Origin of the sequence: Sporosarcina sp. FSL K6-5500 (genome assembly GCF_038005665.1) — a bacterium.
Taxonomy (GTDB): Bacteria; Bacillota; Bacilli; order Bacillales_A; family Planococcaceae; genus Sporosarcina; species Sporosarcina psychrophila.
On record NZ_JBBOTP010000001.1, the window covers coordinates 4,393,517 to 4,413,205 of the forward strand.

The following is a 19,689-nucleotide window of genomic DNA, read 5'->3' on the forward strand; positions in this document are numbered from 1 at the left end:
AAGGAAGAGGAGTTTCCCTCTTCCGCATTCTATCAATTATTGACGTTGGCCCCAGAACTGATACAAATCAGTACGAATAAAACCATTGAATAATTTCCTTTTCTTCGTTGCTCTATGTCCGTACATTTTTTCATAATTTTCCAATGAAGACAACATATAAACAGACCATGATGGATAGTTTTTCATTATACGGCCAAGTTCCTGCGTAATTTCTTCAGCCTCTTCTACCTCACCAAGACGTTCACCGTATGGCGGATTCCCCACCATAACTCCGTTCAAGCCCTCTAACGTCAAGTCCCGCACGTCACATGTTTGGAACTTGATCAAATCCATGAATCCAGCTCCTGCCGCATTCTCTTGTGCCACTTTAATCATTCGGGGATCATAATCAAATCCTGAAATATCAAGTGGTTGGTCGTATTTTGCGAGGTCTTCCGCTTCTTCACGAACTTGATCCCAAATATTTTTATTGATCCATGGCCACTCTTCACTTAAAAATTCACGATTGTATCCAGGTGCAATGTTTTGCCCGATCATCGCAGCTTCAATTGCGATTGTACCTGAACCACAAAACGGGTCAACGAAAGGACGATTTGGATTCCAACGTGACACTTTCACAAGCGCTGCTGCAAGTGTCTCTTTCAACGGTGCATCCCCTTGTGCAAGTCGATATCCGCGTTTATGTAGTCCCGTTCCACTTGAATCGATCGTTAATGTTACTTTATCTTTTAAAATCGATACTTCCAATTTGAATAAAGGACCTGATTCATCAAAGAAACCAATTCGTTTATAAGCAATCTTCAAGCGTTCAACAATCGCTTTTTTTACAATGGCCTGGCAATCAGGCACGCTGTACAAAGTAGATTTCACTGATTTACCCGCAACTGGAAACTCTGCGTCAACTGGCAAAAAACGTTCCCATGGAATCGCTTTTGTCTGTTCAAATAAATCATCGAACGTCGTAGCTTCGAATTCACCTGCAACAATACGAACACGGTCCGCTACTCGGAGCCATAGATTCGTTTTTGCAATCGCCAATTCATCGCCCTGGAAATAAATCTTCCCATTTTCCGAAGTCGTTTTATAACCAAGAGCTTTTACTTCATCTGCCACAAGTGATTCAAGCCCCATTGCAGATGTTGCCACTAGTTTAAATTCCGTCATGCATTTCCAACTCCAATTCTATACCATCAATCATTTCCATGAATTCATCAAGGGTTAACTTTTTATAGTATTGCCAATATAACCATATTTTTTTCACACTTTAATTCTCCAAAAGAAAAGCTCCCCATCTTATTGGAGAGCAATCAATTTAAAAATAATACCATAGGAAATTCGATAAGCCATGTTTTGTTCCCGTGTACTCAAACGGCTCACGCCTCGTACTTAGGGTGGTAATCATCTATCTACAGGTATACACCTGTCTCTTCCTACAGTTCATTTCCCTCGGAAGAGTGCCCCTACCATAGTTTGGGTTTCTCACTCGTGGGGTTTACCGCGTTCCATCTGCCCCGTTTCCGAGACAGCTACGTCACTGTGGCACTGTTCAGGGAACCTCATCCATATCCGAAGACTTAGGATTTATTCCCGCCGTCAACGCGTTATACGCGAAGCCACGGCTTATTCTTTCGCCGAGCACGAACACTACGGTCATCTCAGATCCGTGTGAGCATGGACTTTCCTCTACAACATAGGATGTTGCAGCGATTACCTAAATTCCACTATGATATTTTTAGTATACCGTACTTATGTTTCATTTACAATATATTATTCTTGGTCGAAGAGTTTACTTCCGAAAACATGCTTTTCCAGATTTGAAATCCGCTTCAATATATCAAAGTTCGTTGTTCCAGCACTTCCAGCCGCAGGGCGTTTTTGTGCAGATTCAAGCTCTCTTTGCATGCGTTCATTTTCGGTACGCAATTCTGTAATCGTCTTTTTAAAAGCTTCATAGTCATGAATAATATCATCAAGGAAGAGATCTACTTCTTCCTGATTATAGCCGCGAAGGCCCGTTTTGAATTCCTTCTCAAGAATCGTTTTTGTATCCAATTTAGTGTCCATGAAAAATCGCCCTTCCGTCTCTGTTTACATACCGTTGATTATAACATATATTGTCCGACTTTGTCTTACTAAAGCCGACTTTCAACCGTTTTTTGTCGCTTCGTGCGCTTGCCTGGGAAATAATTTTCTAGTTATCCTTATTTCCCTTTTCAAGAAATCATTTCTCGAACGTGCCCGAAATCTTACCGCCAAGTAGGAATCCGCCTTCAGGAGCTTAATCGCCTCTTTCGTGGAGTCTAATGCCTTGTTTAACTCTTTCAGCTTATGCTCGTAAAGCTTCGCTAATTCCTCTAATGCGATAATTCGTTCACGTCCGGTAAGACCTGTTGCCGCTATCTTGAATGAAGAGACTGCGTCCTCGTAAGCCTGTTCCTTTTTCAAGATGAACCCGAAGTGAAAATGTGTCGCAGGATGATTGATCCCATACTCAGCAATGACACTTTCAAAGATTTGTTTACTACGGTCATGCGACTTTAAATCACCAAACCATTTCCCAATATTCGTATGGGTCACGGCCGATTCTCGGACATCGCTTTTCAATAGCAAATCGGTTGACCGTATATAAAGCGCAACTAGTGAAAGGATATCCCATTCATTATGGACGAGAACTTTCATTAATAGTTCCGCGCGACCATTCTTAACAGCATCTTGGTAGATGATTGGCGCCATATGCCCTGGGATATCTCCTTGTCGGAAGAAACCAAGTTGTTCCTCCTCAATTGCAGGTAGTCGAAACGTTGCCATCTCACCTTTCCAAATACGTCTGGAACCATGCAACAAATCGATTTGGGTATGCTTGAGAAGTGGCGGTAATTCTTTACGGTTCATCGTCCACCGTGTTTCCACCATTGGGATATCAAAACTTTTGCCATTATACGTAACGAGTGTCGACGGCTTTTCCCATAATCCAGTTGCATAAAGGAATGCCGCTTCGTGATCAGGACCCGGAAGGACATACTGCGTCATTTTAAAAGATGATGCAGTCTGTTCAATGAACCCCATGAGGAATATCAGTGTGCCTGCACCTTTTAAACCTGTCGTTTCTGTATCAAAGAAAACAAGCGGTTTTGAAAAATCCGGTGACAGTGGATGCACTTCACCGGACTTCTTCCATTTATCGATCGTTGACTTCAAACCCGAAAGAATAATGTTTCCGTGCTGATGGTCAGTGTCGTATTCAACAATACGTTTATAGACGATGCCGTGTTTATTTACGGCTTTTGTCAAACCTGCGTCCAGCCACTGCTGTTCATAGGCAGGTACTTTTGCAACGGGTTTTACAACTTCTGGCACATCTTCAGCTACCACTTTAGAAGTTGTTTTTTTCAACAACTTCTTCATTTGCATCAGTTTCTGTTCATATGACATTTCTTTCCCCTCCCGCTAGCGTCTTAAGAAGGGATCCGACATCCTGTTTCATGCCCATACCAGCCTCTTGTGCACCGATGCAAACAGGACAACCCGACTCGCAGCGACAGGTGGACACATGATCGGCTGCTTTTTGCAACAGCTCATCCCACCGTTCAAAAATCTTTTCACTCAGACCTATTCCGCCTGGATAACTGTCGTAAATGAAAATAGTTGGCTTTCCGGTATGAACAGCTTTCACTTGCGGCACAACATGGATATCCGTTTTATCGCAGCGGACGAATAACGGGATAAATGACTGGATCGCATAGGCTGCACCCGTCATCGCATCCGTCAGTCCAGCGCCAGTCCATCCTTCAGGTATGTCGAATGTGTACCACGTGGAAGACGTATGTAATTCTTCTGCGGGTAATGAAATCGGACCAGAACCGATATTATCATGTGTATCGAATCTAATTTTAATGAAGCATGTATTAATCACACGAGAAAGCATGATTGCATCCACCTTTCTATTTAGAAGAAAATCACAGTTAATCTTTCATGAACTATTATAACAAAGAAGCAACTTACTTATTATAGAAGGTGGTTGTTTTCATTTTCAACAAAAAGAAAGCGACAAAGTCGGAAACGAGCATTCCTGGTGTAATCTCTTTCGGCAGGAATCTTGAATTTTATTTCCTGGGAAACGATCCTAATCGCTCATCCACTATAAACTAGGCAAGGCTGCTACAGGAACAATTATTGGTACAATCCTCGTGCCGGGCATCGGAACTTTCAATGGCTCGGATACGATTATCTATTTTTCTTTTGCCCACATATAGCCAATTTCCACAATATGTCGTACCATAGAACTAACAGAAAACACTAGGAGGAATTACTTTGGATATGTTATTTTTCGTAATCTCGTTTTTATCAGTCCCTGTACTGATTTATTTTATGCTCAGGATGCTAATGTCGAAGGTGAAGAAAGCTGAAGACGGCAAAAAGAATTATAAAAAACAGGCTTTAATAACCGCCGGCGTGATGGTTGTGTCATTTATCTTGTTCATCTCTCTAGCAGATACAGTTGAGCCAGAAAAAGTTGAGGTATCGGGATCGACGAAAGAAGTTGCTGATAAGGTTGAAAAAGAACCTGAATTGACAGAAGAGCAAAAGGTAGCAGCTGATTTAAAGGCGAAAGAAGTTGCTGAAGCTAAGGCAAAAACAGAGGCTGAAAAGAAAGAGAAAAAGGCTTCAATTGAAAAAGATTACTATTCGAAGGAAGTATCTCCTCAAATTGATGGCTCTATGGCTTCGTATGACCTTATATGGAGTGAGTTATGGGTGCCGACATTCGAGGGTATTGCAGACGGGTCGGTCGATGTATACACAGCTTACGAAAACATGAAACAGCTTGAATTGAGATACGGTGCACTTAACGATCAAATATCGAATATCAACGGCGATAAACTTAGTAAGGATAATAAAAAACAACTCACTGAATTTAAATCAAATTTAAAAGACGCTGCATTGACTCGGAAGTCCGCTGGTAATGAAGCTAAGAAAATGATGGATAAAGGTACATTCGCCCCATCGGAAATAGATAAGGTTATGTCGACAGTTGGGTATGCAGATGCACCAATGCTTAGCGCTGTTATCAATAAAACCGCATTGGATGTTGGTTTCGGCCTAATAAAAGAATAATATAAAAAAGCGGCCATCCACAATCTAATCTGTGGATGGCCGCTTTTTGCTTTGTTCTTATTTAGCTGTTGCTTTTCTACGACTCTCAATTTCTACTTTCAAAGCCACAAGGTCATCCAATTTCAACTTTCCTTGTTTAGCTTGCTTCAGCCATTTTCCGTCAATGATTTTTTCGTGTACAGCGTTATCTAAAAGGTTAATCACGCTATCTTTAAGCGTCTTTGATGTTGGATTAAACATTCGTATCTCCTCCTTTTTAATAGGTGTCTGTGTAGTCAGTGGCTTGTCCTGCGAAACATTACTAGCGGGCGCTTTCCAAGTCGTTTTCACTTCGAAATGTGGACGGTCGATACTACTCTTCCAATCCCCGCCCCATGTGATACCGAGTTTCCGCGCGATTGCCCCTGCTTTATTAAGCGTAACGACATCATACAGGTCAGCAGGCTTGCTAACCGCGATATCCCACGCTAATCCTCCCTTATGGTTACTGTTAAGTGTCCACGTGATTTTATTACCAGGTCTTGTTCTTCCCTGCTCATATAAATAATTCTGCCTAGCTTGACTTCGTTGCGTTTCAGTAATGAAAATATTAATTCCTGCTCTTTCACACTCAGCTAAAAAGAGTCGGCAAGCTTCCTGTGCAACCTTGTGGAGATCGTTAACATTTCTGTTTGCGGACTTCACGCTCATTACTTATCACCGTCCCGGTTAACTAAGTGAAATGCTGCTGTATTATTTTTCAGCATATCGCGCATTTCGTCAAGTGCGTCATCGACAAGCTCAGAAAACAAATCAAAACTAATCAGTCGAGACATCCATGTAAATTTCGAGATAAATAGATCGTATACAAATCTTAGTTTTAATTGGCCAGTTCCGTAACCTAGTTCAATCTCAGCTTGCGTGACCGCCCACAATAGCCAAGCTTTAACTTTCCGTAGTTGCGTTTCGGATGGTGATTTTAAAAACGCAAAAATAATACTACCCACGATAGTGAGTAGCGCGATTAATACGGTGACGATATACCAGTATTCGATTAGTTGATTCATATGTTTTCATCCTCCTTTTCAAAACTTTGTTCGATTTTCAATAGATTTTCTTTTTCTGCTTTTTTGTAATAAAACGCCGTGCCGACCGACAACTCGACGAAAATAGATGGGATTAAATAAGCGTACACATCCGTAGTTTGCGTCATGTATGACATAGTGATTGCACAAGCAACAATAATTAGCGTTATTAAGAACATCACTATGAGGATTTTTTTTGAAAACTCCATAGGTTGTTTCGGATTTCGTTTAACTCGTGAAATCTTAATCACTACGACCACCATCAATCTTGTCGATACGTTTGTGCGCCTGCTTCGCGCTTTCCTCCACACGGATGACGCGATCCGACACTTCGGACATACGCATCGAACTCTTATCCAAATCCAATTGTATCGAATGAACCCCTACACTGATGTGGTCAAGTTTAGTACGAACAACAGCGTCCTCTGAAGCATTCGAGCGTATTTCTTTATCTCGATTTCGTTGAAACGTGAAATAGCCAATCAACATACCAATAATTGCCCCGATTACTCCGATTTCCAATGACATTCAATCACTCCTTATTTTTGGGTAAAGAAATAGAACGCCCTGGTGTGGACGTTCTATTCCGGCTTGTCCCTATCATTCATGGTTTAAAATCTCGTTCACTCATACGGCACTTTGACAATTGTTTTAAATTGGATGCTGTTTGCCGAATCTCCAGCAGGCCTCTTAGACAGAATATAAATACTGGCCCTATCTCCCGCTTCGAACTGTAAGTCTTCTGTAAATTCAGTAGGTGTACCATTAGTGAAATTCTTAGTTCCGTAAGGTATGCCGTTCTTATACCATTGACCATACACGTCTGCTCCTGTAGTGCCTGCACCTATTGTGAACGAAAGTCTATAAACCCCACTAGTTCCAATTATTCTATAAGCAGTTTCCGACATAACCGTGTGAAACGTTACAAAATTACCGTTAAATTGCGGTATCAATAAGGTGTTTCCAACTACTAATTTAAACTCACCCCCTTCACCCTGTAAGATAAAAGACGTACCGTTATATCTAGCTGTATAAATACTGTTCGCTTTTAAGATGTTAGGGGGTATCGCAGTACCATCAGACCTCACTAGTGGTTTTGCGCCCAAACTATTTAAGTTCAATGTTACCGAACCTGTATTAGTGGTGACGTTTTTGAAAGCCACGCTCATCCCTTCAGTATAAGTAGTCGGGACTGGTGACAATGTTACATTTTTGGCGTTCACACCACTCGCAGAACCATACCTAGTATGTTCGACAAAGTTACCCATATGTGCGTTGTAAGTTTCGGTGTTGACACTTAAACCGGCGATGACAGCGTCTATTACATCTGAGTTATCATTCAAGTCTGAGACATTCACATAATCCGTCAAGTCTGGTTTTTTTAAGTTTAAATTCTCTGTATATTTCAATTAAATCACTCCATCCCACATGATAAATTCTAACCATGTTAACTCGCTTGCTTCGTTCCACGTTAACCCCTTGTTAGATTCCCACGTATTAAACGCTAGTGTGTATTTAATACCTAAGTGTGCGGGGAAAATAACTTCAATTGCTTGTTTAAGTCCGTCTAGGTTATTCGGTATTCCATTACCAGAAAACACGATTTCGTATATGCCCACAATGCCAGTCTCGTAAATGTCAATTTGGCCGTTACCGTAGGCGTTCGCTACATTCTTGATAGTTTCTTCGGTTGTTTGGTCAAAGCTTGCTCGATTACGGGAAAATATTTGTTCTCTGCGCTGATCGTAACTTAAAGAAGGAATCGTTTTAATTCCTAAATCACGTTCAGATAACGGTAATGTTTCGATAGCAGTATCAAGAAATATATTTCGTTCAACAACCGTTAATTGTTGTTCTGTATGGCGAAATTCTCTGTCATACGAATTCAAAATCTGATTAAATGTCCTTGATTTACGTTCGTACAAGGGTAGATATTTAATCATCTCTGTTTTGTAATCACGTTCGGAAGTAACTACACTTGTAATCATTTCTGTTCGTGTTTCCATAACTGTGGATGACCTTACTCCCCTTACACCTTGGACTTGCATCTCTGCTAATGTTTCAGATGCAGAAGAAGCGTTATGGATAATTACTGGTGTAAAATCTAATTCAGTTTCAGTCTCCATTAACGCAAATCGAAAGCACTCCCACTGATGAACGGATAAATCACCCCAAGCGTGTACAACAACTTTCTCCCATTGTGATTCTTGGACTGCCTGCATTTATATCACCTACTTCAATCTATTAATTAGATAGTTTTTAGGGATGCTATATTGGTTAGATATATTGATAGTTTCCAAAAATTCCGAAGGAGATTTGAACAATAGATTTCCTTCAGTAGCACTATCATAAATACCTATATGTGAAATGGTTCCCCACGATTCAGTAGCTATCGGAAATGAAACATCTGCATTGTTTGATGTTTGACCATCCACAGGTTCTATAAACGAAACTGCTTGACGTTTATAGCTTGGTTGCGCTATTTCCACATCATTGTTAAATAATGCAACATATACAGGTGTTGTACGTAAATTGTCGGTCAGTAATTTATTTTTTAAATAAACACTCATATGATTCATTCGTTTTTACCTCCTTTTGATATAAAAAAGAGTACCCGATGTGGATGCTCCGATTTTTGATATAAAAAATACACCTTACTCTGTAGGTGCGTCTGATGGTGCCGTATATGCAATTGTTTCCTGGTATTCTTGTTCGGTAACGTATCCTTTTACCACCGCATTATCAATCTGCTCAAGCGTATATTTATCTGCTGCGTACTGTTTTACTGGTTCGTGATAATCAGCAACCACAGTTTCGAATTTCCGTGTCCCGTGCACATACACACATACCGCGTATTGCTTTACTAGCATTTGATGAATTATCATTTTACATTCCTCCTAATAATACTAATTCCATTAATTCCAATACTGTTGAATCGGTTTCTGTTTGTGCTAATTTCAATTCCTCGACTTCTTGGGATAAAGGCTTTCTGAATTCTTGTGGCGCTTCTGGTTCATTCGGATTGGGATAACTAAATTCAAGTATTTTTGTTTCGGGATTAACTCGATACCCATTTGATTCTGCAAATTCTTGTGCATATTGACCGTATTCTAATTCTAGTACATCAAATGTACCTCGGTTGCGTTCCGAAAGGGCAGTGTATGCCGCGATGTCTTGTTCGATTGTTGTTTCGATTACATCTCCTTGGCGTTCACCCGTGTCCAACACTATATTTCCTGTTGCTTTGTCATAGTATATTTTTCTACCTATTTTCATCAATTCATCTCCCCTTACGTTTTATCCAAACGCCACCCATTTGAGATTGAAATACTCAGAATAACCACCCGAAATAATGAAATATCCCGCACCTGTGAGATTACTAGAAAAAGGAGAAATTTGATATGAATAATTATTCCTTTCTAGCGTATTAACCCCGAATATTAGATTGTTTCTCCAGAACAAACTCGAGTTTGCTACAATAACGCTAATAAAGCCAGCGTTTCCTTGGTCAAGTGTACTTGACTCTGAATAAACTATCACATATTCAGGACTAAAACCTAGCCCTGTTACTACGAAACCATCTTTTGGTTTAATGAGCGTCCCACTAGCCGACTTTTTCCCTGTGCTAATTTGCCCTATTTTTGTGACTAACGAAGCTAGAGTATCAGCACTACTAGCACTTACACCTTTCGCATTTATAGCTGTAGCAACACTATTCCGTTGAGTTACAAGCGTGCTTGCAAATGAGCTTAATGTGGCTGTATTTCCCATACCTAACGGTGTAGCCAACGCGTTCTTACTGTTTTGGATATGAGTTATCAATTGAGTCAGTGTGTCGCTTTGGGTGGCAGGTGGGCCGACAACAGTAGCGACACCTTTTTGTGCGTTATCGGCATTTGTAAAAAGCTCATTTAGTACAGTTTCAACATTTGTACCTACAAACCTGTTGCTTGCATCCACAACATTTATCGCGCTTGCATCATGCTGATGTACAGATGGTGGGAATACTGTTGGTTTATTAGTAATTTCATCCCATTCGCTTGTTCCTGTGTTACCTTTTTCACCGTCGAAATAATCTACACCCTTAACAGGAGTGTAACCATCCTTGCCTTTAGGACCTTGCTTCAATTCCAATTCATACATACGATCTAAAATCTTTTCAATATTCTTCTCGTCCACAAATACTTTAGTCGGCACACTCGCTATAGGTGTGGAAGGGGTTGGCGTATCGTTCGTTGCTTCCTTTATTTCAAGCGTTTCATAGGTGATATAAATTAATCCATCCTCGCCAAACACTTTTAAACGAGTGTCATCAATACCGCCGCTTGTATAAAAATTAGTTAATTCAGTACCACTGAGTCGTTTACCAGTAAAAACTTGAACAGTACCTCTATTAACTCTTCCAATATTACCTTCCCAAACACCATTAACGACTGTCTTTTCTAAATCCAATACGTACACTTATATCACCCCCATGATCGCCACTTCTTCTTCACCAATCATTACATTCGATGTACCGCCATTTACAAGTAAATTCGAATAGTCCAACACACCTTCACTGCCGATAATCGCATTACCAATTTTCGCGTAGCTGACGTAATCTGTATTGAACGCTATTTCTGATAAGTATTTTGTGATATTTGATTTAATCGATTCTTTTACAGATGATTCTGCATATCCGCTTGCTAATGAGAGAGTGACAGATACATTAATCGGTTTTCCTGTAGCACTAACAACGTTGACGGTCGCCCCAAATGGTCGCTCACTTTCGATGTAATTAAATACGTTTTGTACTAATTCTGTACTTGCGGGCTGTTTATTGCTATCGATTATGACAACTTTCACAGTCAATGGACCATTCCAAAGGGGCAATACTTTAACATCACCTACACCAGTAACAGATTTCGCCCATTCTTCGTAGTGATATTTATTTCCTGCTTTACCTGGTCGTTGCAACTTATCGTAATAACGTTGTCGTAACTCGTTATCTGATTCAGCTTCATATCCGTTTGTAACAGGTTCGGGATTGTACACGTTGACTAAGCCGCTGATTGAAACAGGAAAACGATTGATAGAGTTAGCCGGCACATTACCTACACTTCCTAGTATTTCACTAGATACGAAAACGGATACTTGTCCAGTCGCATCAATGATTCTATCTTCGAGAGATAAGAAGTTGACTGTATCGGTACTGACCATATCGCCTTTACTGACAATCGCACCTTCTTGACCACTTATAATAACTGTTGTCAATGCTCTGGTTGCGTATTTATGCGTAACACCTGTACGTTGATAAACAAATCTTGATAATTCATCATCAAATAAGTTCTCAATATCCATCAGACTCTCAACATATTCCACTTCTTCTTGCAATGTTGAAAGTTCAATAGCCGCCGCCATATTCGCATCCCAGATGAAGCTCCCTGCGGTTTTGTCGTGTTCGTCATCCGTGTTATACATCATTCTTTCGTGTATCTGTTGTTCAGTTTCAACCATTTAAATACTCACCTCCATGTCGAACGTGTTGTACATAGGTGATATGACTTTAAAGTTTATCCGCATCCATTTCCCATCACGCTCAAACTGCCAACCTTCCAGTCTGTTAATGTACGGACTAAGCAGCAGGGATTCAGTCACTTCTCTTGCGATTTCTGCTTCAATGTAAGCACGTGGTAAAGATGAACCAATCAGTGATTCAATGCTAGTGCCATAAACGGTTTCCTCATAGATTCTAAAACGGAAACTCTCAGTCTTCATGACTTTCAATATCCACATTTTCAATGAATCTAATTCGAATAACTCCACTAGCTTTCCACCGCGCATAACAAAATCACCTTTGTCAAAATCATAGAGAAATGTTTTACCGATAGGTTCCAATTCTTCTTCGAATTCTACTTCGCTAAACTCTAGTTCCGTTATTTCTGGTAGATTCATTCAAACCTCACCGCCTTGTCAATCACGTGGTATAACTGTCCGTCCGCAACAGGTATCACTATAACCTCGTCGCCTATCACTAGGGTGTCCGTCCATTGCATGAGCGTGTCTACGTTTAGCGTCTTTATTCCGTGACTATGAGGACTAGCATTGTCGCCACCATCACTATCTGTTGTTGTGATTCCACAATCTGTATCGGTAAATTTAATATTCCGTTCGTAGCCACTTATCAAGTTAGATGCAAACACAAGTTGTGTTTTATCCAATGTGATTATGTCGCTAATTCGTATCACAGGGGTAGGAGGTAGCGCTTCGACTATTCCAGTTGTGATCGAAGGTATTGTTTTGTTCTCATTTTTTTTAAACAACTTAGCCAGTTCCGTCAACCCATCTTTCTCAGCCATTCCACACCTCCAAATTCAGCGACATCTTGTGTATACCGTTCTCGATACTGTGGTCTACATCTTTGATTAAATAAGTTCCGTCAATACCCGTTATCGGCTCAACTACTTTGAATAGTCGTCCAGCGCGTACATTATCATCACCGATTAAATCAATGCTGATTTCTTCGGTCAGTTTGGACAATAGTTTTAGTTCATTTTCTGCAACTTCTTTAGCGGATTTTTTTTCTTCTTGATCCAGTGTAATAACCTTTTGAATCTTACCGTATTTTTTAATCATCGCATCGTCGTCTTTATTCAAAACAATCTTGTCATTATTGCCGACTACTTGAATTGAATTCACCATATCCGATATGCTCCGACTGCGACTAGGGTTCATGATTGCGTCAGTGGCGTTATAACTTTTACCACCCAATTCAAACTTAGCGGTAATTATTAAGTCCTTCTGTTTTTCAATAAAGAACTTGCCCTGCCGCATTTCCATCAGATATTTAATGCCTAACTTCTGTTCAGCCATTTCAAGGATTTCTTTAATGATGTCGCTCGGCTTCTTGCCGGGGAATATCTTTGTAATCGGTACAGGTATTGAATCGATGTTACCTATCGGGACACCGAAATCTCCTAGTATCTTTTTGATACATTGATCCGCAGCCATTTTACTAAATTGATAAGTCGATTCAGACTTATTTAGGTAAAACGCAAAATCAAAAGAAGTATAATCTACTGGACTTCTACCACTTTTTTGTTCGTCCACAATCAGCGCCCTAGTGATTTCCACACCATTGTTTTTTAACATGACCATATCACCTATGTCACACGGGTTTTTAGGGAAAAACTCGACATCTGTAAACGCGATATTAAAAGATAGTTCGTCCCCCAACTCGTCCATATTGCTACGCCAACCGATTGAGCCGACCAAAGGTGTAATGTTTGTCATGGTTGCGCCTTTTATAAGCCACAATTCATGTGCCATTAAACCACCTTCTTTTTAGGCTTTGCGACTACTTTTTTCTTGATAACCTTTTTTGCTTTCGGCTTCTCTTTTCCGGCAGGAGTACCTTTGTTGAGACTAGACTTAGTAATCTTTGGTTTACTTTCTGCCGCAATTGCTTTCTTTTGCAACTTTATGTCTTTGAATTCGGATAGAGATAGCGTGTAATAGATATCACCCGATCCATCTTGTACGCCGTATTCAAAGCCATCTACCGCCATCACGATGTTTACAGGCGATCCGGTAACAACTAATCTCACGCGCAACTTTCTGTCAATCCAACTTTCAATCATTTCAACGTACTCCCACGCTTTGTAATCGTTTGAACGCGCGAACGAATACTCTTTGTTAGGGAAAAAAGTTTCAATCGCCAAGTCTTTCAGTCCGCGTTCGCCAAACAATTTAATGTCACCTTGATTGATAGTGGTAAACGTTTCGTTATTTACGGGACTGTTAATCTTAAACTCACTAGGAACAATAGGAAGTTGAATGATTTGCTCTCTATTATTCACACTCAGAAAAATATCCATCATCCAACCTCCTATAAATTTGCCAGTCTGAGTTTAAGCATTGGTATTAATTCATTCACGATCTCACTTGTGGATTTGTTATGACCGTCTATGGTTACTTTCACATCACCTTTAGGGGTGTTTTTCAATAACTGGATCAATTGCATTATTTGTTGAATTAAATTTGGTAAATCCGAATTTTGAACGTTTGTTGTCGCAATATTGGTAACGGTATGCTTATCTTCATTTCGAGTCTGATTATTAATTGATGAACGATTATCTTCATTCCGAGTTACAAACGTACTACCAGCACTTTTAGAAACTACAGGTTCGATAGCCCTTGGCATAGCTCCGTCAATATTATCAATCGTCACGCCCTGTTTACGTAAATTCCTAGACTGCACAGCAGGAATAATCATTTCGTCTTTATGAATATTAGCTACCATGTCGCGCTTAACGCGGTTCGTCCCGACCGCAAATGATTCCATATTTCCTTTTATCGCCTTACCAGCATTCGCGGGTTGTGCAGCTTGTCCCCATTCTACTTTCGCGACTATCGGAATTTTTACGCCAGGTATTTTATTGATAACACCTATCATGGTATTAATTTTATCAATAATGAAATTTAAGCTATCCCCTGCAGCAGTTTTAACGACATTCCACGCATTAGAAAATCCTATCTCAATTCCCATCCACACTTCTTTCAGTTTGTCCCACAGACTTTGGCCTAATGCTTTGAGGGTATCCCAATTCTTCCATAATAGGATACCTACCGCCACTACGGCTCCGATAGCAAGCGCAACCCAAGTGAGCGGGGATAACATTAGAGTGCCGTTCAATAACATTGTAGCGATTTGTACGCCGGTAGTAACACCTTTCCAAATGGCTGTAGCAGTGGTCATGGCCACGACTCCGATTTTAAACGCCGCAACCGTAGCGGCCACACCTGCCACAACCGGACCAATTAATGCCCAGTTATCTTTAATGTAGTTATACAAATCCGTCGCTTTTTCAACTACAACTACGATAGCATCACCAACAGCCGGAAATGCAACGTCTTTCAACCAATTAAGCCCCGGTTGTGCAGCAGTGTACATCTCCACTACTTTGTCTTTTACTGCTGGAAGCGCAGTATCCTTCATCCAATTTAGCCCTGGTTTGACAGAATCGAACGCGCCTTTCACAACGCCTCCGAATTTGCTAAAACCCCCGATAATCTTATCGGTATCAACGTTCAGCATTTCTGTTGTTAAATATTTAATCCCTTTTATAACCGGCTCCAGAATCGGCGCTCCGAATTTCTGTTTTAGCAAATCCCATGATTCTCGCATATTACCCATCACGTTTTCGAAACCGTCACCTTCCCGGGCTGCCTGCCCCATGGCTCCAGACAACTTGTTGCCGTCTTCAACCATTTGCAATAAGGTCATTTGCTTTTGGTCCTCGGCTAAATCTTTGAATGATTTCCCATATAACTTATTGGCCGCCGCGTTCCGGGTTGTTTCTGTGGCCGATATACCTAACGCCGCATCATTCGCAAAGTTACCTTTTAGGAATGACTGCAAACTCTCGGCAACTGAATCCACTGATTTATCATAGAATGCCGCACCGTCCGCCGCGGCCAACGTCGCACGTTCCGTCATTGCTAACGCGGACGCTGTATCCATGCCGGATGTTTTGGCAAAGGCCGCAATCCCTAGAAAACTACCCTTCAGGCGACCAGACAATGCGTTAGTTTCGCTCGCAATACCTTCTAGACTTTTGGTTGCCGCCCCTTCCATATCTCCGAATACGGTGGAAAATTGCGCATTCATAGCCTCTGCAGACGCCGCACTTTGAATCATTCCTACACCAAGATCTTTAATTGCGTTAACACCCATGTAAGCCGCTGCCATTCCTGCGACTCCCTTAGCAACGCCAGCGAAGTTTGAAACGGCTGATTGTTTAAAGCGACCAATCTGATTACCTGTCCTTCTGAGGTTCCGTTCCATGTCGGACATACCACTGTTAAAGTTGCTACTATTCAGCCTCAATATAGCGGATATCACACGATTTCCAGCCATTTATTTCACCGACTTTCATAGAAAAAAAGAGAGGCTACACAGTCCCCTGTTTAGCGCTCTCCTCAAAATGTAAACTCATACTTGCCATCATGAATTGTTTTTGATCTAATGGTACATTCATCAAATAATCAAGTGTAAATCCTTTTTGCAAATAGTGATGAAGTAAATAAAAATCATCATCACTTTCAATTAGTTTTTTAGGTTTTCAACCACCGTTACATTGCTTTCAAATCCGGCTAATTTCAATCCCGCTTTAGCAATACCTGTAACAGTACCAGGGTCGAATATTTTAGACACAATATCTATAGGTTCCGCACATCCGTATGCCTTTTGTAAATCTTTATCCTTTAAATCTGGTTCAGTGACCATGCTGTATACCAAGTAATCATCACTTTCTGATTCAATGGCGTCCAAAACCGTTTGGTGATTTGGTTGAATGATTGTCACGGTGGCATCTAACTTTTCTAAATATAATTCTTGCGTAACATCTTTTTTAACAAGATATTGTTCTTTTTTATCTATTAATTCTGCTAAAGTTAGTTTTTTCTTTTCAATTTTAGTCATTTGATAGTCCCCTTTTTTATGCTGTAATTAAATCAATTGGATCGTAGTCTGCAAAGTTGAATGGAAGTTCTTCCGTACCTAGTGCTTTTTGTTCGAATTTCATTAGCATGAATTCATTAAATGTTACGTCGTTGATTGCCACACGTTCTGAACCAAAGGCATCAGGGTCAGCGAGTTTACCGACTAGATTAATCTCTGGTAACACGCCGGTTTTTACAGCATTGGCAAGTAGTGCAGCGCCGCGGCTATAAACCTTCTTGACTGTCAACGATCCTTCTCCTGCCCAACCCGTCATCTTCTTGTGGGTAGCCAAATCTTCGGCCATGTTCACATCTTCGTAATTGACTGTTACCTTTGCCTCAAAAGCATCGACATCTAACCATTTTTCGTTGTTTACCCACACAGAACCAAACGTTCCGTTAATCTGTTTATTACTGCGAATCTTCGTCATTAGTTACCCTCCTTAAATTGCAATGTCGAAGTCTAAGTCTTCCATTGCATCGACAATTTTTATTTTCCCCGCTAAAAACACATTCCGTTTAAACGATGTTTCTTTCACTTTCTGGTCGTCCCATTCGCTTGTATCTGTACCGATACCTTGCCAAGCTAGACGTTGTGCGCGAACATTTACACTAGCCTTGTTCTCTGCGCTAGGATCAAGAATCTCGTCATCTGATAGACCGGAGAAGTAAGCATTTACCGACGTGATGAACAACACTTGATTGTCATAGATGTTATTTAGTTTTCCGACATAGAATTTATCAAAAGTTGTGCGAATATCATCTTTAATCATATCCATGACTTCCACAATACGGATTGATTTAAAGTCTTCTGTCTTGCTGCCGGTAGTAGTAGTCAAGCTATTTACTCCACGACCAATTTTGATGTTTTCGCCATCATTTATTAGGATAAGTTCTCCGTTATCAATTGCCGCGTCCGGATCTTCAATTTCTTTGATTGAGTCAATTTCAGGAAATTCAAGATATGTGGATGAACGTGTGAATGGTAATCCAGCCATTGCTCCGGCAATACGTGCCGTATATTCAGCTGTTGTGTATTCCTTCTCACCAACTTTGATTTCCCTAGCTGTGAAGTTAAGAACGCCTTCGTGGTCGCCTTCCATATTGGGCAAGACTGCTTTAAACGTTTTCTTCTCAATATCACGCTTAGTCTTAATCCAAGTAGAAATAAGGGTAGTATCTACTGCTTCGATTTGTGGAATGGCGAGATAGTTGAAACGCTTGTTGTTCAGCCGTTTCAATGCTTCGTTGTAATCGATTGCTGTTGTGTCTAATCGTTCAATGATGACTTTGCTTGGCGTTCCCGCAAATGTCTTTTGAATGTAATCCAAATTGTCAGCAGACCATTCGGTCGTTACTACATCTTCCACACTCTTGTAAACAAGCGTGCCTGCTGTTTGTGTATCGTCTTTTAGAATCAATGCCACGATACCTAACTGACTACGTTTAATAGCTGTAACGGCTTTACCGATGAATTCAATATTTATTTCTGGTAACCCCATTTAATTCACTCCTCTACTTTTTCGAAATCCAATTCGTGCATTAATTCCGATGGATATTGTTCATATTTATTTCTTTCTCGACCATCATAAAACGCTAAATCAAATGAACAGTTTAAAACACCATCGACGGTACCAGTGTTTATATCCTCCACATTAATTAACCTATCTTTAATAGCTAGTTTCAAATCAAACATGTTTTCCAACGTTTCTTGCATTTCCAACACTTCGATAGCGTACTTGTAACGATCTGTGGGGAAATAATAGATTTGTACACTCAATGATTTGTGGACTTGGTTCTCATCAGATGACCGAGCAATATTTAAAAACTCCACAAAAAAAGAAGGTCTATTAAAGCCCTCCGATACATCTTCACTATTCACTTCAATTCCGGTAGTTTTTAATTTGCGATTAACGGCTATTCGTAAATCTTTGTAAGTGATCATAGCTTTCCGTCCCTTAGTAGCTTATCTAGCCATTCCTCAATCATCTTTTCGAACTGTCCGCTATTTTCGAAGTTTTGCAAGCCATGAACCATGACTTTTTTTCCGGGAACAAAACCTATTTCCCTACCACCTCTTACTAATCTGTGACCATGCTCAATTAAATGGGCGTGTGGGGCGCTGTTAATAACCCGTACCACGATCTCACCATCTGCACCTTTAAATACCTTGCCTCGCTTGAATCGCTTGTGGTAATCCCCTGAATCCTTTTTCACTCTACTGCGGGCTTCCTTTGCCACTACTGTCCGGGCTTTACTGCCGATTTTACGCATGAGTTGAAAAGATTCACGAGGAAGCCTATTCTGCGCGACATCCAACAAATCCTGTTGCAAGTTAGTTAGACCGCTCATGTCGAAATCCATCATGTTATCAACTCCTGACAGAAGATTTCAAGTTTCTCATTCGCGAAATAAGGGTTAAGGATATATTTAATTTCATAACGATGGACCACGTTGTTTTTATCCTTAAAGAAAATCTGCATATCTTTAGTTATGTTCTTACCAGCGCTATATCGGACAATGACTTTATGCGTAACATTTGTTAATACAGTATCAGCTTGCTGTTTTTGCAAAGTCCCTGTTTGCGGGATTAGACTCGACCATATCGTATTAATCTTCATAAACTTATAAGTTGTTTCTTCCAGTTCATTAGTCGTTTTCACATTCGCGTAAATGTCGATACGATTCCGCAAATCACCCGTATTCACTTTAGGCTTATACTTAAATGGTTGCATCGGGATCACCCACAATGATGATTTCATCAAGCGCTTTCGCAATTGACAAACTGTTAATCTGACTTAGAAAGTTGGTATTAAAATATTCAAGAGCATCATTATAAACATAACGGGAGCGCTCAAATACCAATTCCTTGAATACTTCATCTGTATTGATGTCATAATTTCCACAGATGCGGGTGAGCTCTTTTTCAGATGCGGTGAGGATACGTGTTATATTGGCATCCTCGTCACCCTCCAAGTGCATACGGTCTTTAAACTGAAGAAGAATGTCGGAGGTGATATCCATTTTT

The 19,689-nt window shown here is 40.5% G+C and carries 27 protein-coding genes, 1 other RNA gene and 1 pseudogene; 1 reads left to right on the forward strand and 28 read right to left on the reverse strand.

The window, feature by feature from the left end:
• Positions 1-36: 36 nt before the first annotated feature.
• The 5 genes and pseudogenes from MKX62_RS21115 to MKX62_RS21135 all read right to left on the reverse strand — a co-directional run.
• Positions 37-1,164, reverse strand: a complete 1,128-nt coding sequence (locus MKX62_RS21115) for a THUMP domain-containing class I SAM-dependent RNA methyltransferase (protein ID WP_067210287.1) — start codon at positions 1,162-1,164, stop codon at positions 37-39.
• A gap of 170 nt (positions 1,165-1,334) precedes the next feature.
• An RNA gene (gene rnpB, locus MKX62_RS21120) (RNase P RNA component class B) lies at positions 1,335-1,719 on the reverse strand.
• A 48-nt stretch (positions 1,720-1,767) separates the two neighbouring features.
• Positions 1,768-2,064, reverse strand: coding sequence for a cell division regulator GpsB (gene gpsB, locus MKX62_RS21125; RefSeq protein ID WP_067210288.1), 297 nt, complete (start codon positions 2,062-2,064; stop codon positions 1,768-1,770).
• Positions 2,065-2,145: 81 nt separating this feature from the next.
• A complete protein-coding gene (locus tag MKX62_RS21130) occupies positions 2,146-3,432 on the reverse strand; it encodes a ribonuclease H-like domain-containing protein (protein WP_340742248.1) in 1,287 nt (428 codons plus the stop codon).
• Positions 3,422-3,904 (reverse strand): annotated as a pseudogene (locus MKX62_RS21135) (Zn-binding domain-containing protein); the annotation flags it as partial. The pseudogene MKX62_RS21135 and the gene MKX62_RS21130, both read right to left, overlap by 11 nt.
• Before the next feature lie 407 nt (positions 3,905-4,311).
• Here MKX62_RS21135 and MKX62_RS21140 point away from each other — a divergent pair.
• Positions 4,312-5,115 (forward strand): hypothetical protein, encoded by an 804-nt coding sequence (locus tag MKX62_RS21140; protein ID WP_340742249.1) that lies wholly within the window; start codon positions 4,312-4,314, stop codon positions 5,113-5,115.
• Between the two features lie 57 nt (positions 5,116-5,172).
• On the opposite strand, the gene MKX62_RS21145 is transcribed toward MKX62_RS21140, so the two are convergent.
• The 23 genes from MKX62_RS21145 to MKX62_RS21255 all read right to left on the reverse strand — a co-directional run bounded on the left by MKX62_RS21145 (position 5,173) and on the right by MKX62_RS21255 (position 19,685).
• A complete protein-coding gene (locus MKX62_RS21145) occupies positions 5,173-5,805 on the reverse strand; it encodes a M15 family metallopeptidase (protein WP_340742250.1) in 633 nt (210 codons plus the stop codon).
• Positions 5,805-6,161 (reverse strand): hypothetical protein, encoded by a 357-nt coding sequence (locus MKX62_RS21150; RefSeq protein ID WP_340742251.1) that lies wholly within the window; start codon positions 6,159-6,161, stop codon positions 5,805-5,807. Before MKX62_RS21150 ends, MKX62_RS21145 begins: the two co-directional genes overlap by 1 nt.
• Positions 6,158-6,430 carry a hypothetical protein gene (locus MKX62_RS21155; protein WP_340742252.1) on the reverse strand — a complete coding sequence of 91 codons (273 nt, stop codon included), beginning with the start codon at positions 6,428-6,430 and terminating at the stop codon, positions 6,158-6,160. The genes MKX62_RS21150 and MKX62_RS21155 overlap by 4 nt, the downstream gene beginning before the upstream one ends.
• Positions 6,423-6,707 (reverse strand): hypothetical protein, encoded by a 285-nt coding sequence (locus MKX62_RS21160; RefSeq protein ID WP_340742253.1) that lies wholly within the window; start codon positions 6,705-6,707, stop codon positions 6,423-6,425. The genes MKX62_RS21155 and MKX62_RS21160 overlap by 8 nt, the downstream gene beginning before the upstream one ends.
• Before the next feature lie 95 nt (positions 6,708-6,802).
• Positions 6,803-7,588 carry a hypothetical protein gene (locus MKX62_RS21165; RefSeq protein WP_340742254.1) on the reverse strand — a complete coding sequence of 262 codons (786 nt, stop codon included), beginning with the start codon at positions 7,586-7,588 and terminating at the stop codon, positions 6,803-6,805.
• Complete coding sequence (locus MKX62_RS21170) at positions 7,589-8,401, reverse strand: putative phage tail protein (protein WP_340742255.1); 813 nt, start codon at positions 8,399-8,401, stop codon at positions 7,589-7,591.
• 9 nt (positions 8,402-8,410) lie between these two features.
• Positions 8,411-8,758, reverse strand: coding sequence for a phage tail fiber protein (locus tag MKX62_RS21175; RefSeq protein ID WP_340742256.1), 348 nt, complete (start codon positions 8,756-8,758; stop codon positions 8,411-8,413).
• Between the two features lie 75 nt (positions 8,759-8,833).
• Positions 8,834-9,064, reverse strand: coding sequence for a hypothetical protein (locus tag MKX62_RS21180; protein WP_340742257.1), 231 nt, complete (start codon positions 9,062-9,064; stop codon positions 8,834-8,836).
• A gap of 1 nt (position 9,065) precedes the next feature.
• Positions 9,066-9,455, reverse strand: a complete 390-nt coding sequence (locus MKX62_RS21185) for a hypothetical protein (RefSeq protein WP_340742258.1) — start codon at positions 9,453-9,455, stop codon at positions 9,066-9,068.
• Between the two features lie 21 nt (positions 9,456-9,476).
• The gene (locus tag MKX62_RS21190) at positions 9,477-10,640 is read right to left on the reverse strand and encodes a hypothetical protein (RefSeq protein WP_340742259.1); all 1,164 of its coding nucleotides are present in this window, start codon (positions 10,638-10,640) and stop codon (positions 9,477-9,479) included.
• On the reverse strand, positions 10,641-11,675 hold the full coding sequence (locus MKX62_RS21195) for a baseplate J/gp47 family protein (protein ID WP_340742260.1): 1,035 nt from the start codon (positions 11,673-11,675) through the stop codon (positions 10,641-10,643).
• Complete coding sequence (locus MKX62_RS21200) at positions 11,676-12,113, reverse strand: DUF2634 domain-containing protein (RefSeq protein ID WP_340742261.1); 438 nt, start codon at positions 12,111-12,113, stop codon at positions 11,676-11,678.
• Positions 12,110-12,517 (reverse strand): DUF2577 family protein, encoded by a 408-nt coding sequence (locus MKX62_RS21205; RefSeq protein WP_340742262.1) that lies wholly within the window; start codon positions 12,515-12,517, stop codon positions 12,110-12,112. The genes MKX62_RS21200 and MKX62_RS21205 overlap by 4 nt, the downstream gene beginning before the upstream one ends.
• Complete coding sequence (locus tag MKX62_RS21210) at positions 12,510-13,487, reverse strand: XkdQ/YqbQ family protein (protein ID WP_340742263.1); 978 nt, start codon at positions 13,485-13,487, stop codon at positions 12,510-12,512. The genes MKX62_RS21205 and MKX62_RS21210 overlap by 8 nt, the downstream gene beginning before the upstream one ends.
• Positions 13,487-14,035: a hypothetical protein gene (locus MKX62_RS21215; RefSeq protein WP_340742264.1), complete on the reverse strand. Its 549-nt coding sequence runs from the start codon at positions 14,033-14,035 to the stop codon at positions 13,487-13,489. Before MKX62_RS21215 ends, MKX62_RS21210 begins: the two co-directional genes overlap by 1 nt.
• Before the next feature lie 11 nt (positions 14,036-14,046).
• Positions 14,047-16,005 carry a hypothetical protein gene (locus MKX62_RS21220; protein ID WP_340742265.1) on the reverse strand — a complete coding sequence of 653 codons (1,959 nt, stop codon included), beginning with the start codon at positions 16,003-16,005 and terminating at the stop codon, positions 14,047-14,049.
• A gap of 261 nt (positions 16,006-16,266) precedes the next feature.
• Positions 16,267-16,641, reverse strand: a complete 375-nt coding sequence (locus MKX62_RS21225; RefSeq protein WP_340742266.1) for a phage tail assembly chaperone — start codon at positions 16,639-16,641, stop codon at positions 16,267-16,269.
• Between the two features lie 16 nt (positions 16,642-16,657).
• Positions 16,658-17,092: a phage tail tube protein gene (locus MKX62_RS21230; RefSeq protein ID WP_340742267.1), complete on the reverse strand. Its 435-nt coding sequence runs from the start codon at positions 17,090-17,092 to the stop codon at positions 16,658-16,660.
• A gap of 12 nt (positions 17,093-17,104) precedes the next feature.
• Entirely contained in the window at positions 17,105-18,163 is a 1,059-nt protein-coding gene (locus MKX62_RS21235; RefSeq protein ID WP_340742268.1) for a phage tail sheath C-terminal domain-containing protein, read from the reverse strand.
• Between the two features lie 5 nt (positions 18,164-18,168).
• Positions 18,169-18,606 (reverse strand): phage tail terminator family protein, encoded by a 438-nt coding sequence (locus MKX62_RS21240; RefSeq protein ID WP_340742269.1) that lies wholly within the window; start codon positions 18,604-18,606, stop codon positions 18,169-18,171.
• Positions 18,603-19,028 (reverse strand): HK97 gp10 family phage protein, encoded by a 426-nt coding sequence (locus MKX62_RS21245; protein WP_340742270.1) that lies wholly within the window; start codon positions 19,026-19,028, stop codon positions 18,603-18,605. The genes MKX62_RS21240 and MKX62_RS21245 overlap by 4 nt, the downstream gene beginning before the upstream one ends.
• Positions 19,025-19,396, reverse strand: a complete 372-nt coding sequence (locus tag MKX62_RS21250; RefSeq protein ID WP_340742271.1) for a head-tail adaptor protein — start codon at positions 19,394-19,396, stop codon at positions 19,025-19,027. The genes MKX62_RS21245 and MKX62_RS21250 overlap by 4 nt, the downstream gene beginning before the upstream one ends.
• On the reverse strand, positions 19,383-19,685 hold the full coding sequence (locus MKX62_RS21255) for a hypothetical protein (protein WP_340742272.1): 303 nt from the start codon (positions 19,683-19,685) through the stop codon (positions 19,383-19,385). The genes MKX62_RS21250 and MKX62_RS21255 overlap by 14 nt, the downstream gene beginning before the upstream one ends.
• Positions 19,686-19,689: the final 4 nt, after the last annotated feature.

Bases quoted from the DNA above. Each gene is read 5' to 3' on its own strand.
- MKX62_RS21115 (WP_067210287.1), bottom strand. From the start codon at position 1,164: ATGACGGAATTTAAACTAGTGGCAACATCTGCAATGGGGCTTGAATCA.
- gpsB (WP_067210288.1), bottom strand. From the start codon at position 2,064: ATGGACACTAAATTGGATACAAAAACGATTCTTGAGAAGGAATTCAAA.
- MKX62_RS21130 (WP_340742248.1), bottom strand. From the start codon at position 3,432: ATGTCATATGAACAGAAACTGATGCAAATGAAGAAGTTGTTGAAAAAA.
- MKX62_RS21145 (WP_340742250.1), bottom strand. From the start codon at position 5,805: ATGAGCGTGAAGTCCGCAAACAGAAATGTTAACGATCTCCACAAGGTT.
- MKX62_RS21150 (WP_340742251.1), bottom strand. From the start codon at position 6,161: ATGAATCAACTAATCGAATACTGGTATATCGTCACCGTATTAATCGCG.
- MKX62_RS21160 (WP_340742253.1), bottom strand. From the start codon at position 6,707: ATGTCATTGGAAATCGGAGTAATCGGGGCAATTATTGGTATGTTGATT.
- MKX62_RS21170 (WP_340742255.1), bottom strand. From the start codon at position 8,401: ATGCAGGCAGTCCAAGAATCACAATGGGAGAAAGTTGTTGTACACGCT.
- MKX62_RS21175 (WP_340742256.1), bottom strand. From the start codon at position 8,758: ATGAATCATATGAGTGTTTATTTAAAAAATAAATTACTGACCGACAAT.
- MKX62_RS21180 (WP_340742257.1), bottom strand. From the start codon at position 9,064: ATGATAATTCATCAAATGCTAGTAAAGCAATACGCGGTATGTGTGTAT.
- MKX62_RS21185 (WP_340742258.1), bottom strand. From the start codon at position 9,455: ATGAAAATAGGTAGAAAAATATACTATGACAAAGCAACAGGAAATATA.
- MKX62_RS21195 (WP_340742260.1), bottom strand. From the start codon at position 11,675: ATGGTTGAAACTGAACAACAGATACACGAAAGAATGATGTATAACACG.
- MKX62_RS21200 (WP_340742261.1), bottom strand. From the start codon at position 12,113: ATGAATCTACCAGAAATAACGGAACTAGAGTTTAGCGAAGTAGAATTC.
- MKX62_RS21205 (WP_340742262.1), bottom strand. From the start codon at position 12,517: ATGGCTGAGAAAGATGGGTTGACGGAACTGGCTAAGTTGTTTAAAAAA.
- MKX62_RS21210 (WP_340742263.1), bottom strand. From the start codon at position 13,487: ATGGCACATGAATTGTGGCTTATAAAAGGCGCAACCATGACAAACATT.
- MKX62_RS21215 (WP_340742264.1), bottom strand. From the start codon at position 14,035: ATGGATATTTTTCTGAGTGTGAATAATAGAGAGCAAATCATTCAACTT.
- MKX62_RS21220 (WP_340742265.1), bottom strand. From the start codon at position 16,005: ATGGAACGGAACCTCAGAAGGACAGGTAATCAGATTGGTCGCTTTAAA.
- MKX62_RS21225 (WP_340742266.1), bottom strand. From the start codon at position 16,641: ATGACTAAAATTGAAAAGAAAAAACTAACTTTAGCAGAATTAATAGAT.
- MKX62_RS21230 (WP_340742267.1), bottom strand. From the start codon at position 17,092: ATGACGAAGATTCGCAGTAATAAACAGATTAACGGAACGTTTGGTTCT.
- MKX62_RS21235 (WP_340742268.1), bottom strand. From the start codon at position 18,163: ATGGGGTTACCAGAAATAAATATTGAATTCATCGGTAAAGCCGTTACA.
- MKX62_RS21240 (WP_340742269.1), bottom strand. From the start codon at position 18,606: ATGATCACTTACAAAGATTTACGAATAGCCGTTAATCGCAAATTAAAA.
- MKX62_RS21245 (WP_340742270.1), bottom strand. From the start codon at position 19,028: ATGATGGATTTCGACATGAGCGGTCTAACTAACTTGCAACAGGATTTG.
- MKX62_RS21250 (WP_340742271.1), bottom strand. From the start codon at position 19,396: ATGCAACCATTTAAGTATAAGCCTAAAGTGAATACGGGTGATTTGCGG.
- MKX62_RS21255 (WP_340742272.1), bottom strand. From the start codon at position 19,685: ATGGATATCACCTCCGACATTCTTCTTCAGTTTAAAGACCGTATGCAC.